The sequence below is a fragment of the Limnobacter alexandrii genome (assembly GCF_005871185.1).
Classification (GTDB): Bacteria; Pseudomonadota; Gammaproteobacteria; order Burkholderiales; family Burkholderiaceae_B; genus Limnobacter; species Limnobacter alexandrii.
The window spans coordinates 40,386-58,280 of record NZ_SWKN01000011.1; the positions used below are offsets into that span (position 1 = coordinate 40,386).

Here is a 17,895-nt window from a genome sequence, read left to right on the forward strand (position 1 = left end):
TATTGAAAGGTTAGAAAAAACCCTGTGATTTGGGTGGCAAAGGCATTGGAAACGCTGCTGCTTTGGGGATGGGCATGTTTTTAACCGCATCCGTAGGCTTCGTCGTTTCTGGGGCGCTTGCCACTTGTGGTTGTGAAACTACTGGCTGAACAGGGGTTGGCATACTTGGCATTGGAGGCACAGTTGGTACCTGTTGCGCGGCAACCTTGGGAAGACCAGGCATCACCAACGGAGTAGTAGGCACATTTAACTGAGCCTGTTGTTCCAGAAGCGGTAATGCCAGGGTTTCCTCACCCTCGTTCAGTTCGGTTTCTTCATCGATTTCAATCTCTGATGCAAGCAACTGAGACGGAACTGCACCATCAATTACTTTCTGGCCGGCGTTTTTAATTCGCTCAGGATCTCCGAGCAACTGCAAAACACCAGTGAAGGTAATCAAGGCAATACCCTCTATGTCGCCACCGGCAGGCATCATTTGAATGCACTGGTCGATGATTGCAACAATCCCCTTGATTTTTGGATCAAGGAAGGCGAGGCCTTGCAGCTTTCGACGCAACCCTTTGAGAGGGCGCAGTGTTCGCTGGTAGGCGATACCGCGTTTGTTGGTCACCTCAAGAAGACCTTGGGCTGACTGAGCAACCTCCTCAATCAGTCGATCTTTCAATCCCATGGCCTGAGTTTTTAAGCTCTGATTAACGGGCGATTGATCATCTTCTGTGGCACTGACAATCTTGAAGGCATTCCAACCGAACTTGAATCGAGTCGCCACCTCTGCCGAACTGATTGCTGACTTTCGCAATGCAGTTTCATACTTTGGGTGCGCCTTGATCCACTCCTCAATTGCATCGTCATAAACGGCTACAAACTGAGAAACATTTCGAGTGAATTCGTTTTGGATTTCGTCAAGCTCCTTCGCTGTGCGAGCCATCTCAGCAGCCGGAACAGCATAGCCGCCAAGAAAACGAATCCCAAACTCTGAAAGAGCACGTTCGGAACGGCGCTTCAAGCACTGAAATGGGCTTAGAAGGTCCGGGTCGCAGATTTTCTTTGAGCCAAGTGAAGCAAGCTCAGAAGGAGGAATCTGGTCGGAGGAAAGGCCAAGATCTTCGGGGATGAGTTTTTTGCGACCAGACCAAATACTTACTTCGGTGTGAAAGCAGACAACATCTTCGAGAACTTGAGTGTTTACTGTGGACATAATGAACTCCAAAAGAAAAAGGAGCATCCACAGCTAACCCCAAAGGGCAGTGTGTTTGCCCCTATGGGTTGATTGAAAAGACGTATTGGATAAGAATCCGCCGTACGTCTACGGCTTCACCTTGCGGCAAAAAACTAATACCAACACATTATCATGAAGAAAACGTGTTTGCATCAATTCTCTGATCGAGGGAAAGCACTGAAGCTACGCCTTTTGGGGGCGTAACTTCAGGCAGTTTAAAGATTAACCACAAGCACCAACATGGCCGCAGCTTGTACAAAACTCACATCCATCACGTTTGATGACAGATGCTTGCCCGCACTCACCACAAACCTTTCCTGACACAACATGCGAAGGCTTATCTGAACTATTCGCTTCCTCAAAAAGGAAGGGTTTAGCCAAAGGGTAACCTTCACCATCCAGGATTCCGAGCATTTGGTAGCGATGAATTAACAAAGCTGCCACATAGGCCACGGTCGATGGATAGTTCTGTTGCCGTTGTTCACCAGGTACGAACGCAAGGAAATCCCCACGCTGTTCACCGAAGTTCAACAGTTTGCGAAGTTTTAAGCCAATCCAGGAAGGATCAACAATTCGCATGTCAATGGAAAGGCACTTGGCCAGTCCGTCCATTGCCGACGGCATATTGCCAGCAAACCAGACAGAAAAGGGTCTACGAGAGCCATCAGGCATGATTGCCTCTTTGACAATCATGTGAATATCGTCACCAGTGGCCGGGTTGACCACATCGACGGACCATGACATCGATCCGTTAGTACCAGTCTTTGGTTCTTTCTTTGCAAACATGGCATTCACCATCGGCTTCTGGCCTTGCAAATCGGAAACATCGAGCTGATCAAGACGATAAGAAATGACCTTCGCAAACGCACTGACGACTGAGGGAGCAATCACCGCACTTTCGTTTGGATTGAATTGCAACTTAACCTCATTGTGGTCAACTGTTTTTGACAGTGAGTCAAGCTTCAAAGCAAGCCAAGACGGATCATCGGTGCGCATATCCACACTGAGAATCTTTGCCAAGGCACCCAAAACTCTGGGTTGCTCATTGCCTGCCACCCAAACCTCGAAAGGATGGGCTCTGCCGTTGTTGATATGGCCGACCGTCACAGAGAAGTCTCCCTGATCAGAATCGACAAAATATGTCCAACTCTCGTTACCCCCAGGTGTGGCGGGACGATTTGGCCAGCGAAGTGACTGCAGCGCGGGCGCTGGGATGTCAGTAATCCGAATGGCGCGTTCTGCGTCACCGGACTGAATGTCATTGGGCAACTCGCTCGAAGCGGACTGCTCTTTGACCTCTTCCTTCTTTGGCTCATCCACCGACAAAACACTGCCTGTGGTGGCATTTGGACGATACGTTGTAATGCCTTTAAGACCAGCATGCCAGGCATCCATATAAAGATTTTTGAAGTCCTCAAATGGATAGTCTTCAGGTACGTTTACGGTTTTTGAAATTGCCGCATCAACGTAAGGTGCAACAGCCGCCACCATCATCATGTGTGATTGGGCGGACATGTTCAGTGCAGTAGTCGCTGTTTTGACTAGCACCTCTGGATCACGACCCATCGATTTGTAAAGTCGATAGGCATAGTCCTGAACCTCTGAAACTGACCTACTTCCGTCAGCTTCTACCTTTTTACGCTTGTACATCAGGCTAAACACTGGCTCAATCCCGCCGCTCACATTGTCTGTAAAAGCGATGGAAATCGTGCCCGTGGGTGCAATGCTGATTAGGTGAGAATTGCGAATCCCATTCTTGCGAATTTCTTGCTTGATGTGATCAGGCAATCGAGACGCAAACCGTGGAGACTTCAAATATTCATCGGCATCGAACATTGGAAACGCACCCTGTTCTTTGGCAAGCCTGGTTGACTCCAAGTAGGCTGCATTTCGCATCCGCTCGGTTAGCTTGGCCGCAAATTCCCGACCTTCGCTTGAGTCGTAATCCAGGCCCATCATCAAGAGCATACTGCCCAATCCGGTGTAACCAAGGCCAATACGACGCTTGTTTTCAGCTTCTGCCTTTTGTTCAGGCAAAGGCCAAACCGTTTTGTCGAGAACGCGATCCAGAATACGGACCCCGCCTGCAACCACGGACTCAAACTCGTCCCAATCAAACTGCGAATCGCCATCAAATGGATTGATGACAAATGAAGTCAAATTGATAGAGCCCAAGCAACAGCAACCATATTTTGGCAAAGGCTGCTCGCCACAAGGATTTGTAGCTTCAAGGACTTCGATGTACCCCAGGTTGTTATCCAGGTTTATCTTGTCAATGAAAAGCACACCGGGTTCAGCTGCGTTGTAAGTGTTATTCATGATCAAGTCCCACAGTTGGCGGGCCTTAATCACTTTGTAACACCAGTTGCCACCTTCAATTTTGTAAGCATCTGGGAAGTATTCCTTGTTCGGGGCGGCTTTGTGCACCAGCTCGAACACATCATCTTCTTCGACAGCCTTCATAAACTTATCGGTGACCGCAACAGAAATGTTGAAACTGAACAATCCGCCTTGGGCTTTGGCCATGACGAACTCTTCAATATCGGGATGATCACAACGCAACACGCCCATTTGGGCGCCGCGTCGCTGACCGGCGGACTCAACAGTAGTACATGAGGCATGAAACACCGACATGTAAGACACTGGACCGCTTGCGCGTGAATTGGTGCCTTTTACCACTGAGTTGCGAGGTCTGATCTGGGAAAAGTCGTAACCTACCCCACCGCCCCTGCGCAAAGTCTCTGCGGATTGGGTCAGTGCTGGGTAAATGCCGGGATACTCTTCGCCATTGACCATCTCTGTGCCTGTGATGCTATCGCCGACCGGCTGCACGAAGCAGTTGATCATAGTTGCGACAACATCCATACCAGCCGAAGCGTTAACTCGGCCAGCTGGAATAAAACCACGCTCCATGGTTTGGAAAAAATCGGATTCCTCGGCAGGATTGTTTGCAAGAGCTTTGGCAACTCTTACGCGAATCTCCGTGGGTTTGGTTTCTCCGTTGCGGGCATACTTCGTAAGAAGCACTTCCTTGGAAAAATCTTGAGGCTCGATAATCATGTAAATCTCCTTCGAAAATGAGCCCCAACCACGAGGCCCGCCTAAACGGACGCTCTTTGGGCATCCCGCTTAGGGGGGCCCCTTGGTTGGTCGGAGGAGCTAGGCCCAAGCAGGGCATAACTTCCCCTTGCTCGGGTGATGAAAGACCAAAAATGGTCGAATTGAAATAGAGCCTTTGATAAAACTAGGTATGGCTCTAACCCATTTGCGACGACAAGCGACGCAAAAAAGCCTTCCAGTATTAGCGAGGACTAATACTCGAAAGCCTTTGGTGGGCTTCAGGGAGGGAAATTTGAATGAAAGGCTGTTGCCTGGCGCTAAGGCCTTGACTACACGAGTCAAATTCTATTTTGCTGCAAGAAAAGCAGGGTTGCAAGTGAAATTCACCTGCAACCCTTTGATTAAGCCTGATTTGGCATAATTTGCTCATACTCTTCAACAACAGGGATGAATTCATCCTTGAAATCGTCGAGCTGTTCATCTTGAGTAGTTTCAACAGGCTGATCCAACGAATTACCAGTGGCCAGCGGTGTTTGAAGCATCAAGTACTTCATTTCGAAGTTACGGCGAGCTGAGTTCATATCATCAGAAACAATTGAGCCCAGGTCGTACGACAGACCATCTTCGAAAGCCAAAGCCTCGAAGCAGTCTTGATACTGACGAACAACGATACTGTAAGAGCTATCGGTGATGACAGATTGTGCAACCAAGGGACGAAACGCGCTGACTGGCTTTTCTTCGATGGGTTGCGGTTCTTCTTGCATGGCAATGTCTGGTGACACTGAAGGGGCCGGAAGAATAACTGCATTTTGCTGTTTTTTGAGTTCAATTAGCTTTTTGACACCAGTGACGGTGTACATGGCTATTTGAGACACGACAACAGCAACAACAAAACTCACTGCACCAACGATAGCGATTAAAAGCCATTCGATGACGTTGTTCGTTTCCTGATCAAAAATCTTTGATTTAGACATGGTGAAGGCCTCTTAAAAATTTAAGTGGTAGTTGAAAAGTGAGGTTGAAGCTCACTGAATGAAAGCCGATCAATGATCGGCAATTTCCCCGGAGGGCGGTTGGTTCTTTTACGAAGAAAAGTAGACCAAGCCGTTGTGTCCAATAGGACAGCAAAAAAACTCGATATTCCAATGCACGTTCAAGCGCAGTGGGATAACAACTATGGAATCTAAGGAGTGCCCTTACCCCGAAGGGCAAGGGTTGAAAGTGGTTCGTTAGAACGCGATTGGTGAAACCAATGCCTTTGCGGTTTGCGACCAAGTAAGAACATCGTCACTTGAACTCATAACCGGCAATGGATTGGCCTTGATAGCAATTTCAATAGGTTCGTCGTACAGCATGAAATCGAGCTGCTTGATGAACTTTGAAATGAATTGACCTTTGCTGGTAGCTTTCTGAAAAGCGTCAAAAGTACTTTCGTCTACATTTGTGTAGGCGTAGGTGCGCGACTGAGATGAGAGGAACGACACAAAGAAAATCATTCTTTGATCACAGTAGTGCGTTTTATACACATTGGTTGAATTATGGGTTTGAATCATAACTACCTCCGTGTTTAGCTGTTGCGAAGATCAATCACAACCCAGTCACCGTTGGCCAGGCGCTTGTAGGCGCAGTGGGCGGGAATGGGCGCATCAGGAAAATCTGACGACGGTGCCGCCTGATTTCCAGAGCCTTGACTCGGTGCCTCGTTTCTCTGAGGTGTAGGAGCCTGTTGGCTTGGTTTCGATGGTGCTTGAGCTGGTGGTGCTTGCTGTCGCATAGGTCGATTTTGAGCATTCTGTGGGGCCTGTGAAGGCTGATCATCAGTTCGCTCTTTCGGCCTCTTGATCGAATCAAAATCAATCTCCAGAACGACGACTTCACTGTAGTGAACAGTGCTGCCGCTTGTGTCCTGGTAAGAACGGTTTCGAATCTTGCCCATGAAACTTACGTGATAGCTTTTTTGCAATGCCTTGGAAATCAGGTCTGCGAGATTGTTGCTGGCAACAATATTGTGCCAAGTCTCATCAGTACGCTTATTGCCAGAACCGTCGCGCCAAACTTCACGGGTACATAGACGAAAAGAAACTGCACGCCCCCCATCTTCAAAATTGGTTACTTCGGGTGTTGAACCCACATAACCAGAAAGAAATACCTTGTTCATGATTGGCCTTCCTTTTCAATGATGAATTTCTTGCGAGTAACTGGCCTACCACCCGGAAGTGATATTGGCTCATTACCTGCCAGATAGATCTTGATCGGGTCACCCTTCTTAAGATCCAGCCCGTTGACTGCTCGCTTCAAATCATTACCACGTTGAGAGAACTCTTTGTGATTGTGAATGTATCGAATAACCCATGATTTCTCACCAGAGTCTTTGTATTCTTCCAGCCGAAGACTCACGAATTTTCCTCTTGCAAGGAACTTGTGGTCTGGTGCGGCAGCCGGTATTGGCGCTGCCACAGGATCATTGAAATACTCTGGATCCTCTACGATTGGTACATAAGCGTCGTCTGGTTCGAACTCATTGGCTTGAGCTTGAACTTTTACGGGTTCCTGCTTTTGGAGCGACAGTGCTTCTTCTTGACGAAGCTTGATGGCGCCGTCGTAGTTCTGAGAAGCTGACTTCATCATTAAATACCTGAATTCGTCGTAATCGCTTGCTGTAGCAGGGATTGGAAACTCACCAACGTAACGCAATTCACATTGCTGATTCTTGGTGATTCGAAGGTGTGCTTGAAGAGTACCTTTTGAGGGGTACTTTCTAACGACCGCAGTGTTGTATTGATCCAGGTCAAATGTCTGGACAACTGCTGGTTGATAAACAGGCTGCTTTTTGAAACAGTCTGGAATGCTGGGAATAAACATCATGATGTTGGACTCCTTGAAAAAACCGTCCCCCGAGGGGGACAGTTAAATGGATGAATTGTCTAAAAGACCAGATTGCCAATTGCTGCCTGACGAATCTTGTCTGTGACTGATTCTTCCTTGATGTGGTAATGAACAAGTAATTGAGCCAGATTAACGCCTGTGTGGCGCTTTTCTAAATGCTCAACTACTTGCAGCTTGTTTGCGAAAGTGATGCTATCGCTTGAGAAAAGTGAGTTCACTGTCAGCCCCTTTGAGATGCATTTTGTAACCCATCCGAAGACGAATAACTGTTGCTCCAAAGTAGCTGGCCTCATGATCGTGACAATCACGGATTTGGCTTGAGTCAGCCCAACAATGACATTGTCGTTCATGCCATCAGGTGCTTGAACCTCTTTTGCATGTTGCGTATAGAGGTCCTTACCCAACATCGGATCAGAAGATTGAAACACATAAAGCTCAGATGACTGCGCTTTTGGGGCTTGAGGTTCAACAACAAAGTTGCTGGCGTTCAAGGTGGTTGCCCCCTGTGACAAATAACCTTCTTTTTCCTTCTCACCTACACTCTTTGTGATGGTTTGCATGTCTGCTTGTCCAATGATTCGACTTTGCATTCTCGTGCCAGTCTTACCAAAGTACACAACGAATTTACCGTCTTCGTCAGCAAACGCCCAATCCTTCCATGGCGAACCGTCCGGATTAAATCTTCGGTAAAGATTGATGGTTTTATTCATCGCCCTCTCCAAAAGTTTCACCAAACTCGGATGCCACCATTTCATGAATGGCTCGACCCGCTGTTGATTTAATCCCTTCAGTCAATGTGCGAGCAAGTGCCTTGTGGATGCCCTTTTCGTGACCGGCCCACATGACAAATGCACAAGCCCAACGCGAAATTGTTCGTGTGGACATTGTGATGTCCAATGCTTTCGCATCGATACTTGAACCCATATACATGGCTCGCACTTTCTCGGCCACAGTAACCATCTTGTCGGCAGTCTCCCGAATAAAGCTGGGATCAGCGCCGGTAGAAGTCACCAATGGCTGGAGTTTTGAAGCAACGATCTCTACTTCAACCTCTTTGGGAGGATAGCTGCATGAGATCTTGTATGAACGCTCATTGGTTGAGGGATCGTCTGGTGCTCGTGAACCGAACATGCCGGGGATGTATGGATTCTCAGTTAAGAAAATCCGAAACCCAGGCTGAGGCGGCAAAACCTCTCCAGTGTCAGCAATCATCAACGGTCTACCATCAAGAACCTCGTTCAGACCGACACGTTGTTCCTCTGGTATTACGTTCCACTCGTTAATGAGCAAAGGAAGACCAAACCGCATGGCCATGGCCAATACCCCGTCAGTCCACACGATTTCACCACCTCGAAGGGTGTTCTTTCCAATCAACTGCTCGGCCTCCGTACTGGGGGTGCCGTTCAAGGAAAGAATCGGACGGTTAGTCCGAGCAAAATATTGCAATACACCGGAAGTTTTGCTCGTGCCAGGAAAGCCCGAAAGCTTAGCGGCCAAGAAAACATTGGGGTCAGCGCGTTCGATGAAGGTGTGAAGTTCACGAAACAGAGCCAGTGAGTAAAAGTAGCCCTCTTCCATCTTTGGCACCAAATTTTGCCAAGGATGTTCCTCGCTAAAGGCAACAACTTGAGCGCCTGCAGCTTTGGGTTCTTGAGAAACTACTTCGGGGAACAACACGTCGGCTGTTTGATAAAAGGCTTGCATGATTATGCTCCTAAGAAGATCTTAACGATCATTGAATGAGATATGAAAGGTCTTGCCGGGTGGCAAGCTGATTGAAAACAGCCTCTCGCAAAGTGTCTGGGCAAAGGCCCTCTAATTTGCAACAAGCTCGAAAGGAAAAGGGTTCAACCTCTTCGATAAAAACAAGTCGGCCAAGATACTGGCCAACCACGTCGTCTTCGTTCATCCACTGCAATATTTCCTTTTTCTCCTCAGAGTTTCCGTAGCTACCGAGCGCATCGAGCGAACGGGTAAGCAAACCTGATTTGATCCGTAAAATATCGTCGTCTGTCCACTCATAGACTTCCCCAGTTTCTTCTTTCCGGGAACGTCTTCTTCGTGGCTTAGGCTTTGGCTGGGGTTGAACAAATTCGTCGAGTCCAACTTCTTGAGTTTGCGGTGACCGAAACAAAGGTTGATCGAGATCAACACTTCGAAGCAAATCATCCAATTTCTTGGAACTTAGGCTTTTACGCTTTAGTCGCTGTTCGTGAAGTCGTTCTATGCGGCTGTTGGATTCCGCCTCGAAGAGGCTTTTTTCCAATGCCGATGGGAAAAAATCGAGTGCCGGTTGAACATGGTGCGCATTGGAATTTGTCATAAAACAATCTCCATTTGCTTACTTAGCTTTGAGTAATACCGTTTTTCAACGCTCAAAGCTGTTTTGTAACCATAATCGCGACGGAACGCGGCTTCTTCATTGCAGGCGTTTTTCCAATTGCGGCGACCCCGTATCACAACGGTTTGCCGGTCATCTTCATAGCGCCAGATCAGTGAAACACGCCCATCCGGACCTTTTACCTCCAATACTTCGAGAGGCTTAAGATTGGGCAGGGCAACTTGTTTTAGAGATTTGAACATGCTGATCTCCTTGTCGAAACGAAGACCAGTGCACAAATTTCCCATAGGGACTTGTGTTGGTCCCCGATTGGGTGATGAAAACCTAATAGATAGGCAGTGGATTTGACGCGCGAACGCGTTTTGTGTCGATCCACGAGCGACAACAAAACCGATGAGGAATTGACCAAAGCCAATGCTTCATTGGTTTTGTTGCTTACATTTGACTGGGAAGAACAGAAGCCCGCAGAAACGCGGGCTTTGTTTTACTAAGCGACTGACAATCGCTTGGATGAAAACTAACTGGCTCAGGGCCGAACCAGGTGCGAGCTGGCTTAATAAAATGCGACCAAGGAGTTGCGAAAGCCGTGTGGTCACTCACGATAGCCGCCATGTTTGACTAGCTACAGGGTCGAGATTAAGAATTCCGGGCTGTTTTGTCAAGATTTTCGGGGCTTTAAGGGGGTAACAACGCTGAAATGAGCTTTTTTGGGGCGTTTCGGTCGGTTCTTAATTTTTTAACAAAGGCTAGAGTATGGGTGTTACCTGGACGAGACTCAAAGGATTAAGTAATGGACCAATTGACAGAACCAAAAGAATTGCTCGGTGACGACGCCGTCGTTAGCACGGAGTCTGCTGAAGAGAAGGCCGAGCTTGATCAGATGATCAGTGATTATCAAAAAAAGAATTCCGCCTCATTTATTGAGCTGCGATTCAGCCTTGGCCACAAGTTGATGCAAAACGTGTGCGAGAACCAGTTTGATTTTTTGGCCAGGAACTCTTTTTTGTGCAACCGATTCTGCGATTACTTGGCAAGCCAAGAGGTAACTGAGGCAAGCGAAGCGCACATGGCAAACTTGTTTAAGAAAGTTGAAACCATGCTGAATACAAAACTCGAACAATTCAGCCACATTGCATCAACAGAAGGTATTGTGATCGATGCACAAAACAGTCGAAAACGCGACTACGTGAAATGCGTGTCCTCACCGTTGGCGCGACGCTACATGAAGCTGCTTGAGAAAGCAGACCACACACTGCTTGTTTGTGACGCACTCTGGTTGTACGACCTGATGAGTCAGACTGAAAAACAAAAACTGGCCGGTGACATTCGCAACAAAATGGCAGGTATGGCAAGAACCATCGAATACCACAAAAACCATCTACTGGCTCAGTTGAATAAGCGCAAGAAGGGAGGCTCCACCAAAGAAGGAGCAACCAAGGACGATGAAACCAATGAGAACAGTTCGGTTGCAGGGGATTCAGTAACCGAGACAGTGAGCCCCGAAGTCGCAACATCTAATGTGGTTGACACCAAGCAGAAGAAAACCAGCAAGAAAAATGGCAAATCTGAAATGGAAGAAGGAAGTGTAGCGGGCGACGACCAAATGAGCGCTGAGGAAAATCACCTCAAGGTGGTCAATGAGGGCTAGTCGTTAAATGCTCGACTTTAACCAACAGGCCGTGGTTGATTACCGCGGCCATTGTTTATGCATTGCCGGACCAGGCTCGGGCAAGACCCGAACAATCATCGCGAAAGTTGGTTCCCTGTGGAAAGAAAAATCCGGGGGTATTTGCATTGTCACGTTCACGCGGGCGGCCACTGAGGAAATCAAGGAACGAATTCGCCTTGAGCACGGGGCTGAAGTTGCAAAGGGCGTGGCGGTCGGCACTTTTCATAAATTGTGCATCACCATGTTGAAGCGGGCTAACCGGCTTGGAAAAATCGTTCAAAGTTCCGAACAAAGAAACTATGTATTAAGAGCCATGGATGAGGTGGGGTTTCAGGGCGAGTATGAAGATGCGGTAGCGGAGATTGAGCGTTTCAAAACGAGCCTGACCAAAACCGAGGACAACACGGGAATTGTGGCTGCGTATCAGAGCTTTTTGAAAAAGGCGAGGTGCTGTGACCTAATAGACGTGATTGCGGACACCGTGAAGTTAATGCGCTCCGGTGAAATCCCGCCGTTAAAAGCTGCAAACTTGTTGATCGATGAGTACCAGGATTGTGATTGGCTTCAGTACGAGTGGATGAGGTGTCACGCAGAAGCTGGATCCAATATCACGGTAGTTGGCGACGATGACCAAACGATTTACGGTTTTCGTAGGTCTATCGGTTTTGAGGGGATCACTCAGTTCAAAAATGAATTCTCAGCCAAAGAAATTCACCTCAACGTCAACTATCGTTCCCACCAAGAAATCATCGAACTGTCTGACAAACTGATCAGAAATAACGCGGGTCGGGTTTTCAAGGAGTATCACTCGTTTCGTGGGCCAGGCGGTGAAGTGCAAGGCCTCGCGCCAGCTGGTGAAGAGGGCCAGATTGAGGAAATCATTGATTTTGTAAAAAGCAAAGGTTTTGAACTCAAGTCTGGGCATCAGGGCGTCATGGCTGTGAAAAAAGGAGGCCTCGCCGTCATTGCGCGAACAAACCACTGCCTGACAAAGCTTGTGATTCGAATGCGATCCGAGGGGATTGTATTCAAATACGACAGGAAGGTGGCTTACCCTGCAGAAGTGGGGGTTCTGTTCATGCTACTGGCATCGATTGAGGAACCCAGTGTTAATGCTGTCTATTCGGGCCTGCACTACATTGGCGTTCCCACTGCATTTCTCCGACAGCTGTGTAACGACAGGCCTGATGATGCGCTTCGGTTGAACAAAGGCGCAAAGATCACCATCACGGGACTGGATGTGGAGCTGCAAAAGCGCGTAGATGATTTTGCATCACGCTTGAAAGCAGCTTGTTCAGTGAGGGAAGCTGGCGAGGTTGATTTCAGTATTGAGATCATTGAGCGGCTAATGCTCAATTTCTTTGACCCGGAAATTCACTCTAAGACAAGCAAGAACCTGATGATGTATGTTTGCGAGGTGTTAAAAAAAATCAGCGGATCGCTCACCAAAAGGGTTAGAAGGCTGGATTCGCCCATGGATGAGCGGGGTGTAGACCTGCGCACTGAAGACGAACTTGGGCCAGTAGAACTACACACCATGCACAGCTGTAAAGGCCTTGAGTTTGATGTGGTTTACATCACTGATGTGAGTGAGGAGATTATTCCGGCCAAGAAAGCATTTGATTTGGAGGAAGAGCGACGATTGCTTTTCGTGGCCATCACCAGGGCAAAACAAAAAGCGATTGTGTGCTGCCCTACCGGACGCAACAAAAGCGCATTTGCGGGTGAACTTGGAATAAGTTTCATGGCATCAAGCAGTCGTGAAGTGGCGCAAGAAACGCGATGAACCACCTCTTCATGCTCATGAATGATTTCCCTTATATGGTTGAAATTACCGCAATAGTCTTTGGACTGCTCTTTGGCTCCTTCGCTAATGTGGTTGTCTATCGCTTGCCGATCATGATGAAGGCGAGATTTGAAGAAAACATCAGGGATGCGAATGGACTGAACCCAAAAGGTCAGGATGTATTCAATCTGGCGTTCCCGCCCAGCTCATGCCCACACTGCAATCACCTGATCCGATGGTACGAGAACATCCCGGTTATTTCATGGTTTTGGCTTGGTGGCAAATGCTCTAATTGTGGAGAAAAGATCTCGAAGCGTTATCCGCTGGTCGAGTCACTGTGCGCCGCCTTAGTGTTTGTGACTGCAATCAAATTCGGTTTTGGCTACGAATACCTGTTGGTGAGTTTTGCTGCGCTGTGCGGGGTGGCCATCGCACTGATTGATTGGGACGAACAGATCATCCACCCGGATCTGTGTAACTTGCTGATGTGGGTTGGGCTTCTTGGATCGATATTCAGAGATTCGATTGAACCAGAGCAGGCCATATTTGGCGCGGTGTTAGGATACGGGCTACTTTGGGCTATTCAAGCGGGCTACTTGTACATTGCCAAAAAGGACGCGCTAGGGTCAGGTGATCTTAGTCTGATGGGAGCGATTGGGGCTTGGGTTGGGCCGCATCAAGTCGGTACCGTACTTAGCTTGGCCTTCTTTTATGTGATTGCCGCCAGGTACATGAAAAGAACCGATGTGGTTCCCTACGGCCCGGGTTTGTTGATGGGAATGTGGGTCATTCTCGTGTTTGGGAATTACATTCCTGCTTGGGCCAAACTAACTTTCTGAGCATAGACCTGAAGATCGTCAAAATCGATTTTCACGGTTCTAAACAAAGTTGCAGTAGATCCGCTTGACGATTCTGAGTCGAAAGCCACGTCACCGAAGCCTCGAATTTGCAAGTCTTTTTCAGCCAGCGTAAAACCATCTGAGACATGCTCAAGCACTTTAAGCCGCTCAAGAGTTTCTTCGGGCACTTCTCTGGTCAAGAGCATCATAAAGTGCCCTTCCCCACCGTTTCTGGCAAGCCTTCCACGAAGTTGGTGGAGCTGTGAGTATCCATAGTTCTCGGGGTCCACGACAAGCAGTCCCCTCACTGACGGAATGTCTATTCCCACTTCGACTGAGGTGCTGGCCACCAGAATTTGGGCGTGTCCAATTTTCAAATCGGCAATGGCCTTGGCTTTATCTTCGTCGGATTGCTGACTGTGAATCATGCGCACTAAACCGGGGAAAAGGCGGTCCCATCGAGCGTAGGCCTCGATGACGTTTTTCCTTTGATTTTCGGAGTCCTTAATGACAACACTCGGGTAGACGATCAACACTTTGTCGCCAGCGTCCACAATGGAAGTAAGTTGATCGTAAACTTTGCTCCTTTGGTCGTATTGGATAAGGGTGGAATAAATAACTTTCTCCACAGGGGCTTGTTTAAGAATGGACAGCTTCATTGTTGGATGCGTGACAAGCGCCTGTGAACGGGGAACTGGTGTTGCCGTGGCCTCGAAATAATGGGTGGTGGGCGCTCTTAGCTGGTAGCGTTGCTTGGAGGAAAACCTTTGCTGCTCGTCGATCAACAAAATGTCCGGCTCATAGCTGATGCGTTTGCCTGCATGAAGAAGTGCGGTCGTGCCAATCAACACTGATGAATCATCTTTGATCTTGGTGCCGGCCACGATTTTTTGAAGATTTAAGTCAGGGTCAAGCATCAATGCCGTGGCAGCAATTTGATTAACAAGTGGAACGGTCGGAGTGATAATCGCCACCTTGGCCCCAGCATAATGGGCAGCCAAGAACGGAATGAGGTAGGCAATTGTTTTGCCTGTACCCACATCGCCATTGATCAGTCGAAATGATGGATTATCACTGAGGATATCGGAGGCTATTTCATCCACAGTGTTGAGCTGATCGCCGGTTAGCTGGTAACGGGCATTTTTGATCAGTTCGGTAATGTGCGCGAAATTCAAAGCAATCGGGGGTCTTCTTGAAGCAGACGCTTGAAAGTTGGTGTTGACCCGAAATGCGAATTCTTCGATCGCCAGTTGCTTTGCATATTTCAATGCAAGAAGACCATGCTCAAGCTTTTTTGGTCGGTGAACGGTGAGCAGCCAACTGTTTAAATCCTTTATGCCAGTTCGATCAAAAATGGTGTCGTTATTTAACCCTGTGCAGTTAAAGATGTACTCACACGCTTCATCAGAGAATTGATCCAATGCGTGAGCAATTGTCTGACAGATTGTGTCTCGGCTAAGCACCCCCCTAATTGATGGATAGACCGGGATCACTCTGCCTACCTGATCAGATTCGAGTACAGAAATATCCTTGAGTTGTGGGTTGGAATTGAACTCGGATTTGGTGGCAGCAATCCAAATCTTTTGACCAATGGGAATTGACTTCCAGGCATGGGTATCGCCAAAAACCGCACCCGCTATCTCTGTGTTGTAATCATCGTCGAACGTAAGTTGAACCCGTGGGGGAATGGATTGGGGAAAATGCTTTGACACCAGGCTAAGTTCAATGACCCTGCGCTCTCCAATCTGAAAATCAGGGCTGTTGATTGACGGTACGATGTTGGTGAGGTCGATGTATTTCTTGGGAAGCCAACAGAGCAGTTGGGCAATGGAGTCAATACCCAAAGAGCGAATTTGCCGCGTTGTGAGAAGCCCGGCCGATTGGTTTTGAATGAGTTGTTCTTTTGAGGAAGGCTTCATTCGTTCACCGCCCTATAGATGGGAAGGCCAACCATTCTGGAGAGCAGTGCGGCATGCAAAGACTGTCTTTGAGCAACGCCAGATTGCGGGCCTGCCCACCATGAATTGGAAACAGAGATAATTGCTTGTGGCCTTTCAATCAAACCGCTGAGCCAAATGAAAGGCATGTATTCTTCCGCGCAAAATAAAAACAATATGGGTGTGCCATTCATATTGAAAACATTGGTTTTGATGATGTCGGATCGGTGATGGTTTTGCGCATCCCACGGCCTCCACGACCCCACAGGCATAGGAACTCTTGCAGTGATCACCAATTCAGAATAAGGGTCAACAAGGGCGTTCGTCAGATCTGCGTTGTCTAGCAGACTAACTCCAAGTAAAAGCCGTCCCGACAACACAGGCATGAGCGATGAGTACGCCTGCAGGGTGTCCCGATCGACCACTCCTAGAATGTTTTCTGGGTAAACCGATATCCGTGCCCCGGTTCCAGATCGCATATTGTGGTCGGAGAGTATGTCGAGGAAACGCGCCAATTGAGGTTGAGTGTTCATCGAAGGCGCGGGACCAGACCACTGCGTTGAGATCGCAATATGCTCAGGCGATTGTGGATTTACATGGGAGACTGGATATTGTTGGGTGTAGGCGAATAAAACTATCGCCATTGAAACAACTATCTTTGATGAAAACTTTGTCAGGTTAAAAGCGAGGAAAAGCAGCGCAACCACCAGCACCAAAGAGTAGAAATTGTCGGGGATTCCCAAGGCATAGAAGGGATGAACCCATGCAAAAAACCCAAGGGGTGGAACCACACCGATCAACAGTATCAAGGTGTTTGTGATTCTATCGCGCAATGACAACGGGCTGGAAAGCGGCTTGACCCAAAGAAACGGCAAGCAATGGGCAAGGCTGGCAACGGCGAGCATCAGCACACCAGGCAACAGTGCGTCTTGATGGAAAAACCCCTTGGTTGCGGCTGCCACCGGCCAAGACGCTGCCATCCAGTAACCGAGTGCAAACAGAAGCCTTGCATACTTCGATTCAATGTTAAGAATAATGATAGGAATCAGAAAAAGAAGGGGCAGGAAATACTGGGGGAGATCCCAAATCATGAATCCCAGCGAAGCCCCGATAAGCGCCCAACCAATGCTGATAATTCCGATGGTCATGCAGCAGCCCTTCGTTCTGGAAGTGATGACACAGGAACCAGTGTTTTTGTCATGTCGAGGAAATGATCAACACCCATGTGCGGATCATTGCTGACCAGTTGTTTCAGGATCATCGTGATTGCAAGGTAAATTTCGTGCATTGGCACAGGAATGGCAATAGCGGATCGTTTGGCTTGATTCATCGAAAAGAAGAAGCTTTTGCCGTTCTGAAATTCAATTCGAAAACTTTTATCGGAGTTCTGCCCATGATTTTTGAACTCGTAGAAATCAATTTGACGCGAGCAAACGGCCAAGAATGGAAGAAGTTCTTTCAATGTGAATTGAATTGCAATTTTGTTTTGCCAGTCATATCCAGACCCGACTTTGGCAGCAGCCTCAAGACGCAGTGTTTTCATAGATGATGCACGAACAGAATCTTCTGCAAGACAAAATGCGCCCTTGCCGCCATAGAAATGAATGCTTCGACCATGCTCGGATTGATTGCCTTGGTTGTTTGTATTGCCCTGTGTTGACTCATTGGGGGCTTGGCGAGGACTCTGGTCGGTGGGTTTGCTGTCTTGTGGCTTTGAACTGTTTGAAGAGGCTGTGCGCAGGTTTTGGATGCCCTCACGCATTGAAGAAACAAGGTCAGCGCAAGATTGGTCATCGCCCTTGTTCGCGGAGGCGACACAGTGCAGGAAGTTGCCCGGATTCTTGGTGGCTACCAACACGCGAGTAGTAAAGGGCACGGTTACGCGTGCCTGTGAGAGCTTTTTGGAAACAAAATCAGACAGGCTTGATACTGCGGCGGTTATTGTGTCGATGGACTCTGGCTCACCATCTATGGCGGAATCGACCAACTCAGCGAACCGGCTACCAAGTGCGTCAGAGATCGCTTTGGCTTTGTTTTGAGTGATGGTGGAAAAGCCCAAGTCCAACAGCGATTGCATCTCAGAAGTTGTTTGATCGTTGCTCATGATGTGGCCTCATTAAATGATTGATTTAATGATTGTCTCGTACTTTGCGTTTTG

The 17,895-nt window shown here is 48.1% G+C and carries 16 protein-coding genes; 3 read left to right on the top strand and 13 right to left on the bottom strand.

All coding sequences use genetic code 11. The features are described from left to right. Positions 1-10: 10 nt before the first annotated feature. From FCS97_RS14625 to FCS97_RS14670, 10 genes are all read right to left on the bottom strand, one after another. Positions 11-1,198 carry a DUF3150 domain-containing protein gene (locus FCS97_RS14625; protein ID WP_171035333.1) on the bottom strand — a complete coding sequence of 396 codons (1,188 nt, stop codon included), beginning with the start codon at positions 1,196-1,198 and terminating at the stop codon, positions 11-13. Between the two features lie 243 nt (positions 1,199-1,441). Further along, on the bottom strand, positions 1,442-4,279 hold the full coding sequence (locus FCS97_RS14630; protein ID WP_138519180.1) for an adenosylcobalamin-dependent ribonucleoside-diphosphate reductase: 2,838 nt from the start codon (positions 4,277-4,279) through the stop codon (positions 1,442-1,444). Positions 4,280-4,680: 401 nt separating this feature from the next. After that, the gene (locus FCS97_RS14635; RefSeq protein ID WP_138519181.1) at positions 4,681-5,253 is read right to left on the bottom strand and encodes a hypothetical protein; all 573 of its coding nucleotides are present in this window, start codon (positions 5,251-5,253) and stop codon (positions 4,681-4,683) included. Between the two features lie 255 nt (positions 5,254-5,508). Beyond that, positions 5,509-5,832: a KTSC domain-containing protein gene (locus FCS97_RS14640; protein WP_138519182.1), complete on the bottom strand. Its 324-nt coding sequence runs from the start codon at positions 5,830-5,832 to the stop codon at positions 5,509-5,511. 14 nt (positions 5,833-5,846) lie between these two features. Continuing rightward, entirely contained in the window at positions 5,847-6,437 is a 591-nt protein-coding gene (locus FCS97_RS14645) for a single-stranded DNA-binding protein (protein ID WP_138519183.1), read from the bottom strand. Further along, entirely contained in the window at positions 6,434-7,144 is a 711-nt protein-coding gene (locus tag FCS97_RS14650; protein WP_138519184.1) for a hypothetical protein, read from the bottom strand. The genes FCS97_RS14645 and FCS97_RS14650 overlap by 4 nt, the downstream gene beginning before the upstream one ends. A gap of 59 nt (positions 7,145-7,203) precedes the next feature. Continuing rightward, positions 7,204-7,875 (bottom strand): hypothetical protein, encoded by a 672-nt coding sequence (locus FCS97_RS14655; protein ID WP_138519185.1) that lies wholly within the window; start codon positions 7,873-7,875, stop codon positions 7,204-7,206. Further along, positions 7,868-8,869, bottom strand: a complete 1,002-nt coding sequence (locus FCS97_RS14660; protein ID WP_138519186.1) for an AAA family ATPase — start codon at positions 8,867-8,869, stop codon at positions 7,868-7,870. The genes FCS97_RS14655 and FCS97_RS14660 overlap by 8 nt, the downstream gene beginning before the upstream one ends. A 28-nt stretch (positions 8,870-8,897) precedes the next feature. After that, positions 8,898-9,488 carry a hypothetical protein gene (locus FCS97_RS14665; RefSeq protein WP_138519187.1) on the bottom strand — a complete coding sequence of 197 codons (591 nt, stop codon included), beginning with the start codon at positions 9,486-9,488 and terminating at the stop codon, positions 8,898-8,900. After that, entirely contained in the window at positions 9,485-9,748 is a 264-nt protein-coding gene (locus FCS97_RS14670; protein ID WP_138519188.1) for a hypothetical protein, read from the bottom strand. The genes FCS97_RS14665 and FCS97_RS14670 overlap by 4 nt, the downstream gene beginning before the upstream one ends. A 548-nt stretch (positions 9,749-10,296) precedes the next feature. Between FCS97_RS14670 and FCS97_RS14675 the strand changes: the two genes are divergently transcribed. The 3 genes from FCS97_RS14675 to FCS97_RS14685 are packed head-to-tail and all read left to right on the top strand — an operon-like array spanning position 10,297 to position 13,800. Then, positions 10,297-11,154: a hypothetical protein gene (locus FCS97_RS14675; protein ID WP_138519189.1), complete on the top strand. Its 858-nt coding sequence runs from the start codon at positions 10,297-10,299 to the stop codon at positions 11,152-11,154. Positions 11,155-11,161: 7 nt separating this feature from the next. Next, on the top strand, positions 11,162-12,961 hold the full coding sequence (locus tag FCS97_RS14680; protein WP_138519190.1) for an ATP-dependent helicase: 1,800 nt from the start codon (positions 11,162-11,164) through the stop codon (positions 12,959-12,961). Next, positions 12,958-13,800 (top strand): prepilin peptidase, encoded by an 843-nt coding sequence (locus FCS97_RS14685; RefSeq protein ID WP_138519191.1) that lies wholly within the window; start codon positions 12,958-12,960, stop codon positions 13,798-13,800. The genes FCS97_RS14680 and FCS97_RS14685 overlap by 4 nt, the downstream gene beginning before the upstream one ends. On the opposite strand, the gene FCS97_RS14690 is transcribed toward FCS97_RS14685, so the two are convergent. From FCS97_RS14690 to FCS97_RS14700, 3 genes are read right to left on the bottom strand one after another with little or no spacing between them, the layout of a single operon-like run. Further along, positions 13,767-15,719: a DEAD/DEAH box helicase gene (locus tag FCS97_RS14690; protein WP_138519192.1), complete on the bottom strand. Its 1,953-nt coding sequence runs from the start codon at positions 15,717-15,719 to the stop codon at positions 13,767-13,769. The two genes, FCS97_RS14685 and FCS97_RS14690, sit on opposite strands and share 34 nt — an antisense overlap. Further along, entirely contained in the window at positions 15,716-16,885 is a 1,170-nt protein-coding gene (locus FCS97_RS14695; RefSeq protein ID WP_138519193.1) for a carbon-nitrogen hydrolase family protein, read from the bottom strand. The genes FCS97_RS14690 and FCS97_RS14695 overlap by 4 nt, the downstream gene beginning before the upstream one ends. After that, positions 16,882-17,841 (bottom strand): hypothetical protein, encoded by a 960-nt coding sequence (locus FCS97_RS14700; protein ID WP_138519194.1) that lies wholly within the window; start codon positions 17,839-17,841, stop codon positions 16,882-16,884. Before FCS97_RS14700 ends, FCS97_RS14695 begins: the two co-directional genes overlap by 4 nt. Positions 17,842-17,895: the final 54 nt, after the last annotated feature.

Excerpts from the sequence above, each read along its gene's own strand:
- FCS97_RS14625 (WP_171035333.1), bottom strand. The coding sequence starts at position 1,198 with ATGTCCACAGTAAACACTCAAGTTCTCGAAGATGTTGTCTGCTTTCAC.
- FCS97_RS14685 (WP_138519191.1), top strand. The coding sequence starts at position 12,958 with ATGAACCACCTCTTCATGCTCATGAATGATTTCCCTTATATGGTTGAA.
- FCS97_RS14635 (WP_138519181.1), bottom strand. The coding sequence starts at position 5,253 with ATGTCTAAATCAAAGATTTTTGATCAGGAAACGAACAACGTCATCGAA.
- FCS97_RS14655 (WP_138519185.1), bottom strand. The coding sequence starts at position 7,875 with ATGAATAAAACCATCAATCTTTACCGAAGATTTAATCCGGACGGTTCG.
- FCS97_RS14665 (WP_138519187.1), bottom strand. The coding sequence starts at position 9,488 with ATGACAAATTCCAATGCGCACCATGTTCAACCGGCACTCGATTTTTTC.
- FCS97_RS14680 (WP_138519190.1), top strand. The coding sequence starts at position 11,162 with ATGCTCGACTTTAACCAACAGGCCGTGGTTGATTACCGCGGCCATTGT.
- FCS97_RS14645 (WP_138519183.1), bottom strand. The coding sequence starts at position 6,437 with ATGAACAAGGTATTTCTTTCTGGTTATGTGGGTTCAACACCCGAAGTA.
- FCS97_RS14670 (WP_138519188.1), bottom strand. The coding sequence starts at position 9,748 with ATGTTCAAATCTCTAAAACAAGTTGCCCTGCCCAATCTTAAGCCTCTC.
- FCS97_RS14700 (WP_138519194.1), bottom strand. The coding sequence starts at position 17,841 with ATGAGCAACGATCAAACAACTTCTGAGATGCAATCGCTGTTGGACTTG.
- FCS97_RS14690 (WP_138519192.1), bottom strand. The coding sequence starts at position 15,719 with ATGAAGCCTTCCTCAAAAGAACAACTCATTCAAAACCAATCGGCCGGG.
- FCS97_RS14660 (WP_138519186.1), bottom strand. The coding sequence starts at position 8,869 with ATGCAAGCCTTTTATCAAACAGCCGACGTGTTGTTCCCCGAAGTAGTT.
- FCS97_RS14640 (WP_138519182.1), bottom strand. The coding sequence starts at position 5,832 with ATGATTCAAACCCATAATTCAACCAATGTGTATAAAACGCACTACTGT.
- FCS97_RS14650 (WP_138519184.1), bottom strand. The coding sequence starts at position 7,144 with ATGATGTTTATTCCCAGCATTCCAGACTGTTTCAAAAAGCAGCCTGTT.
- FCS97_RS14695 (WP_138519193.1), bottom strand. The coding sequence starts at position 16,885 with ATGACCATCGGAATTATCAGCATTGGTTGGGCGCTTATCGGGGCTTCG.
- FCS97_RS14630 (WP_138519180.1), bottom strand. The coding sequence starts at position 4,279 with ATGATTATCGAGCCTCAAGATTTTTCCAAGGAAGTGCTTCTTACGAAG.
- FCS97_RS14675 (WP_138519189.1), top strand. The coding sequence starts at position 10,297 with ATGGACCAATTGACAGAACCAAAAGAATTGCTCGGTGACGACGCCGTC.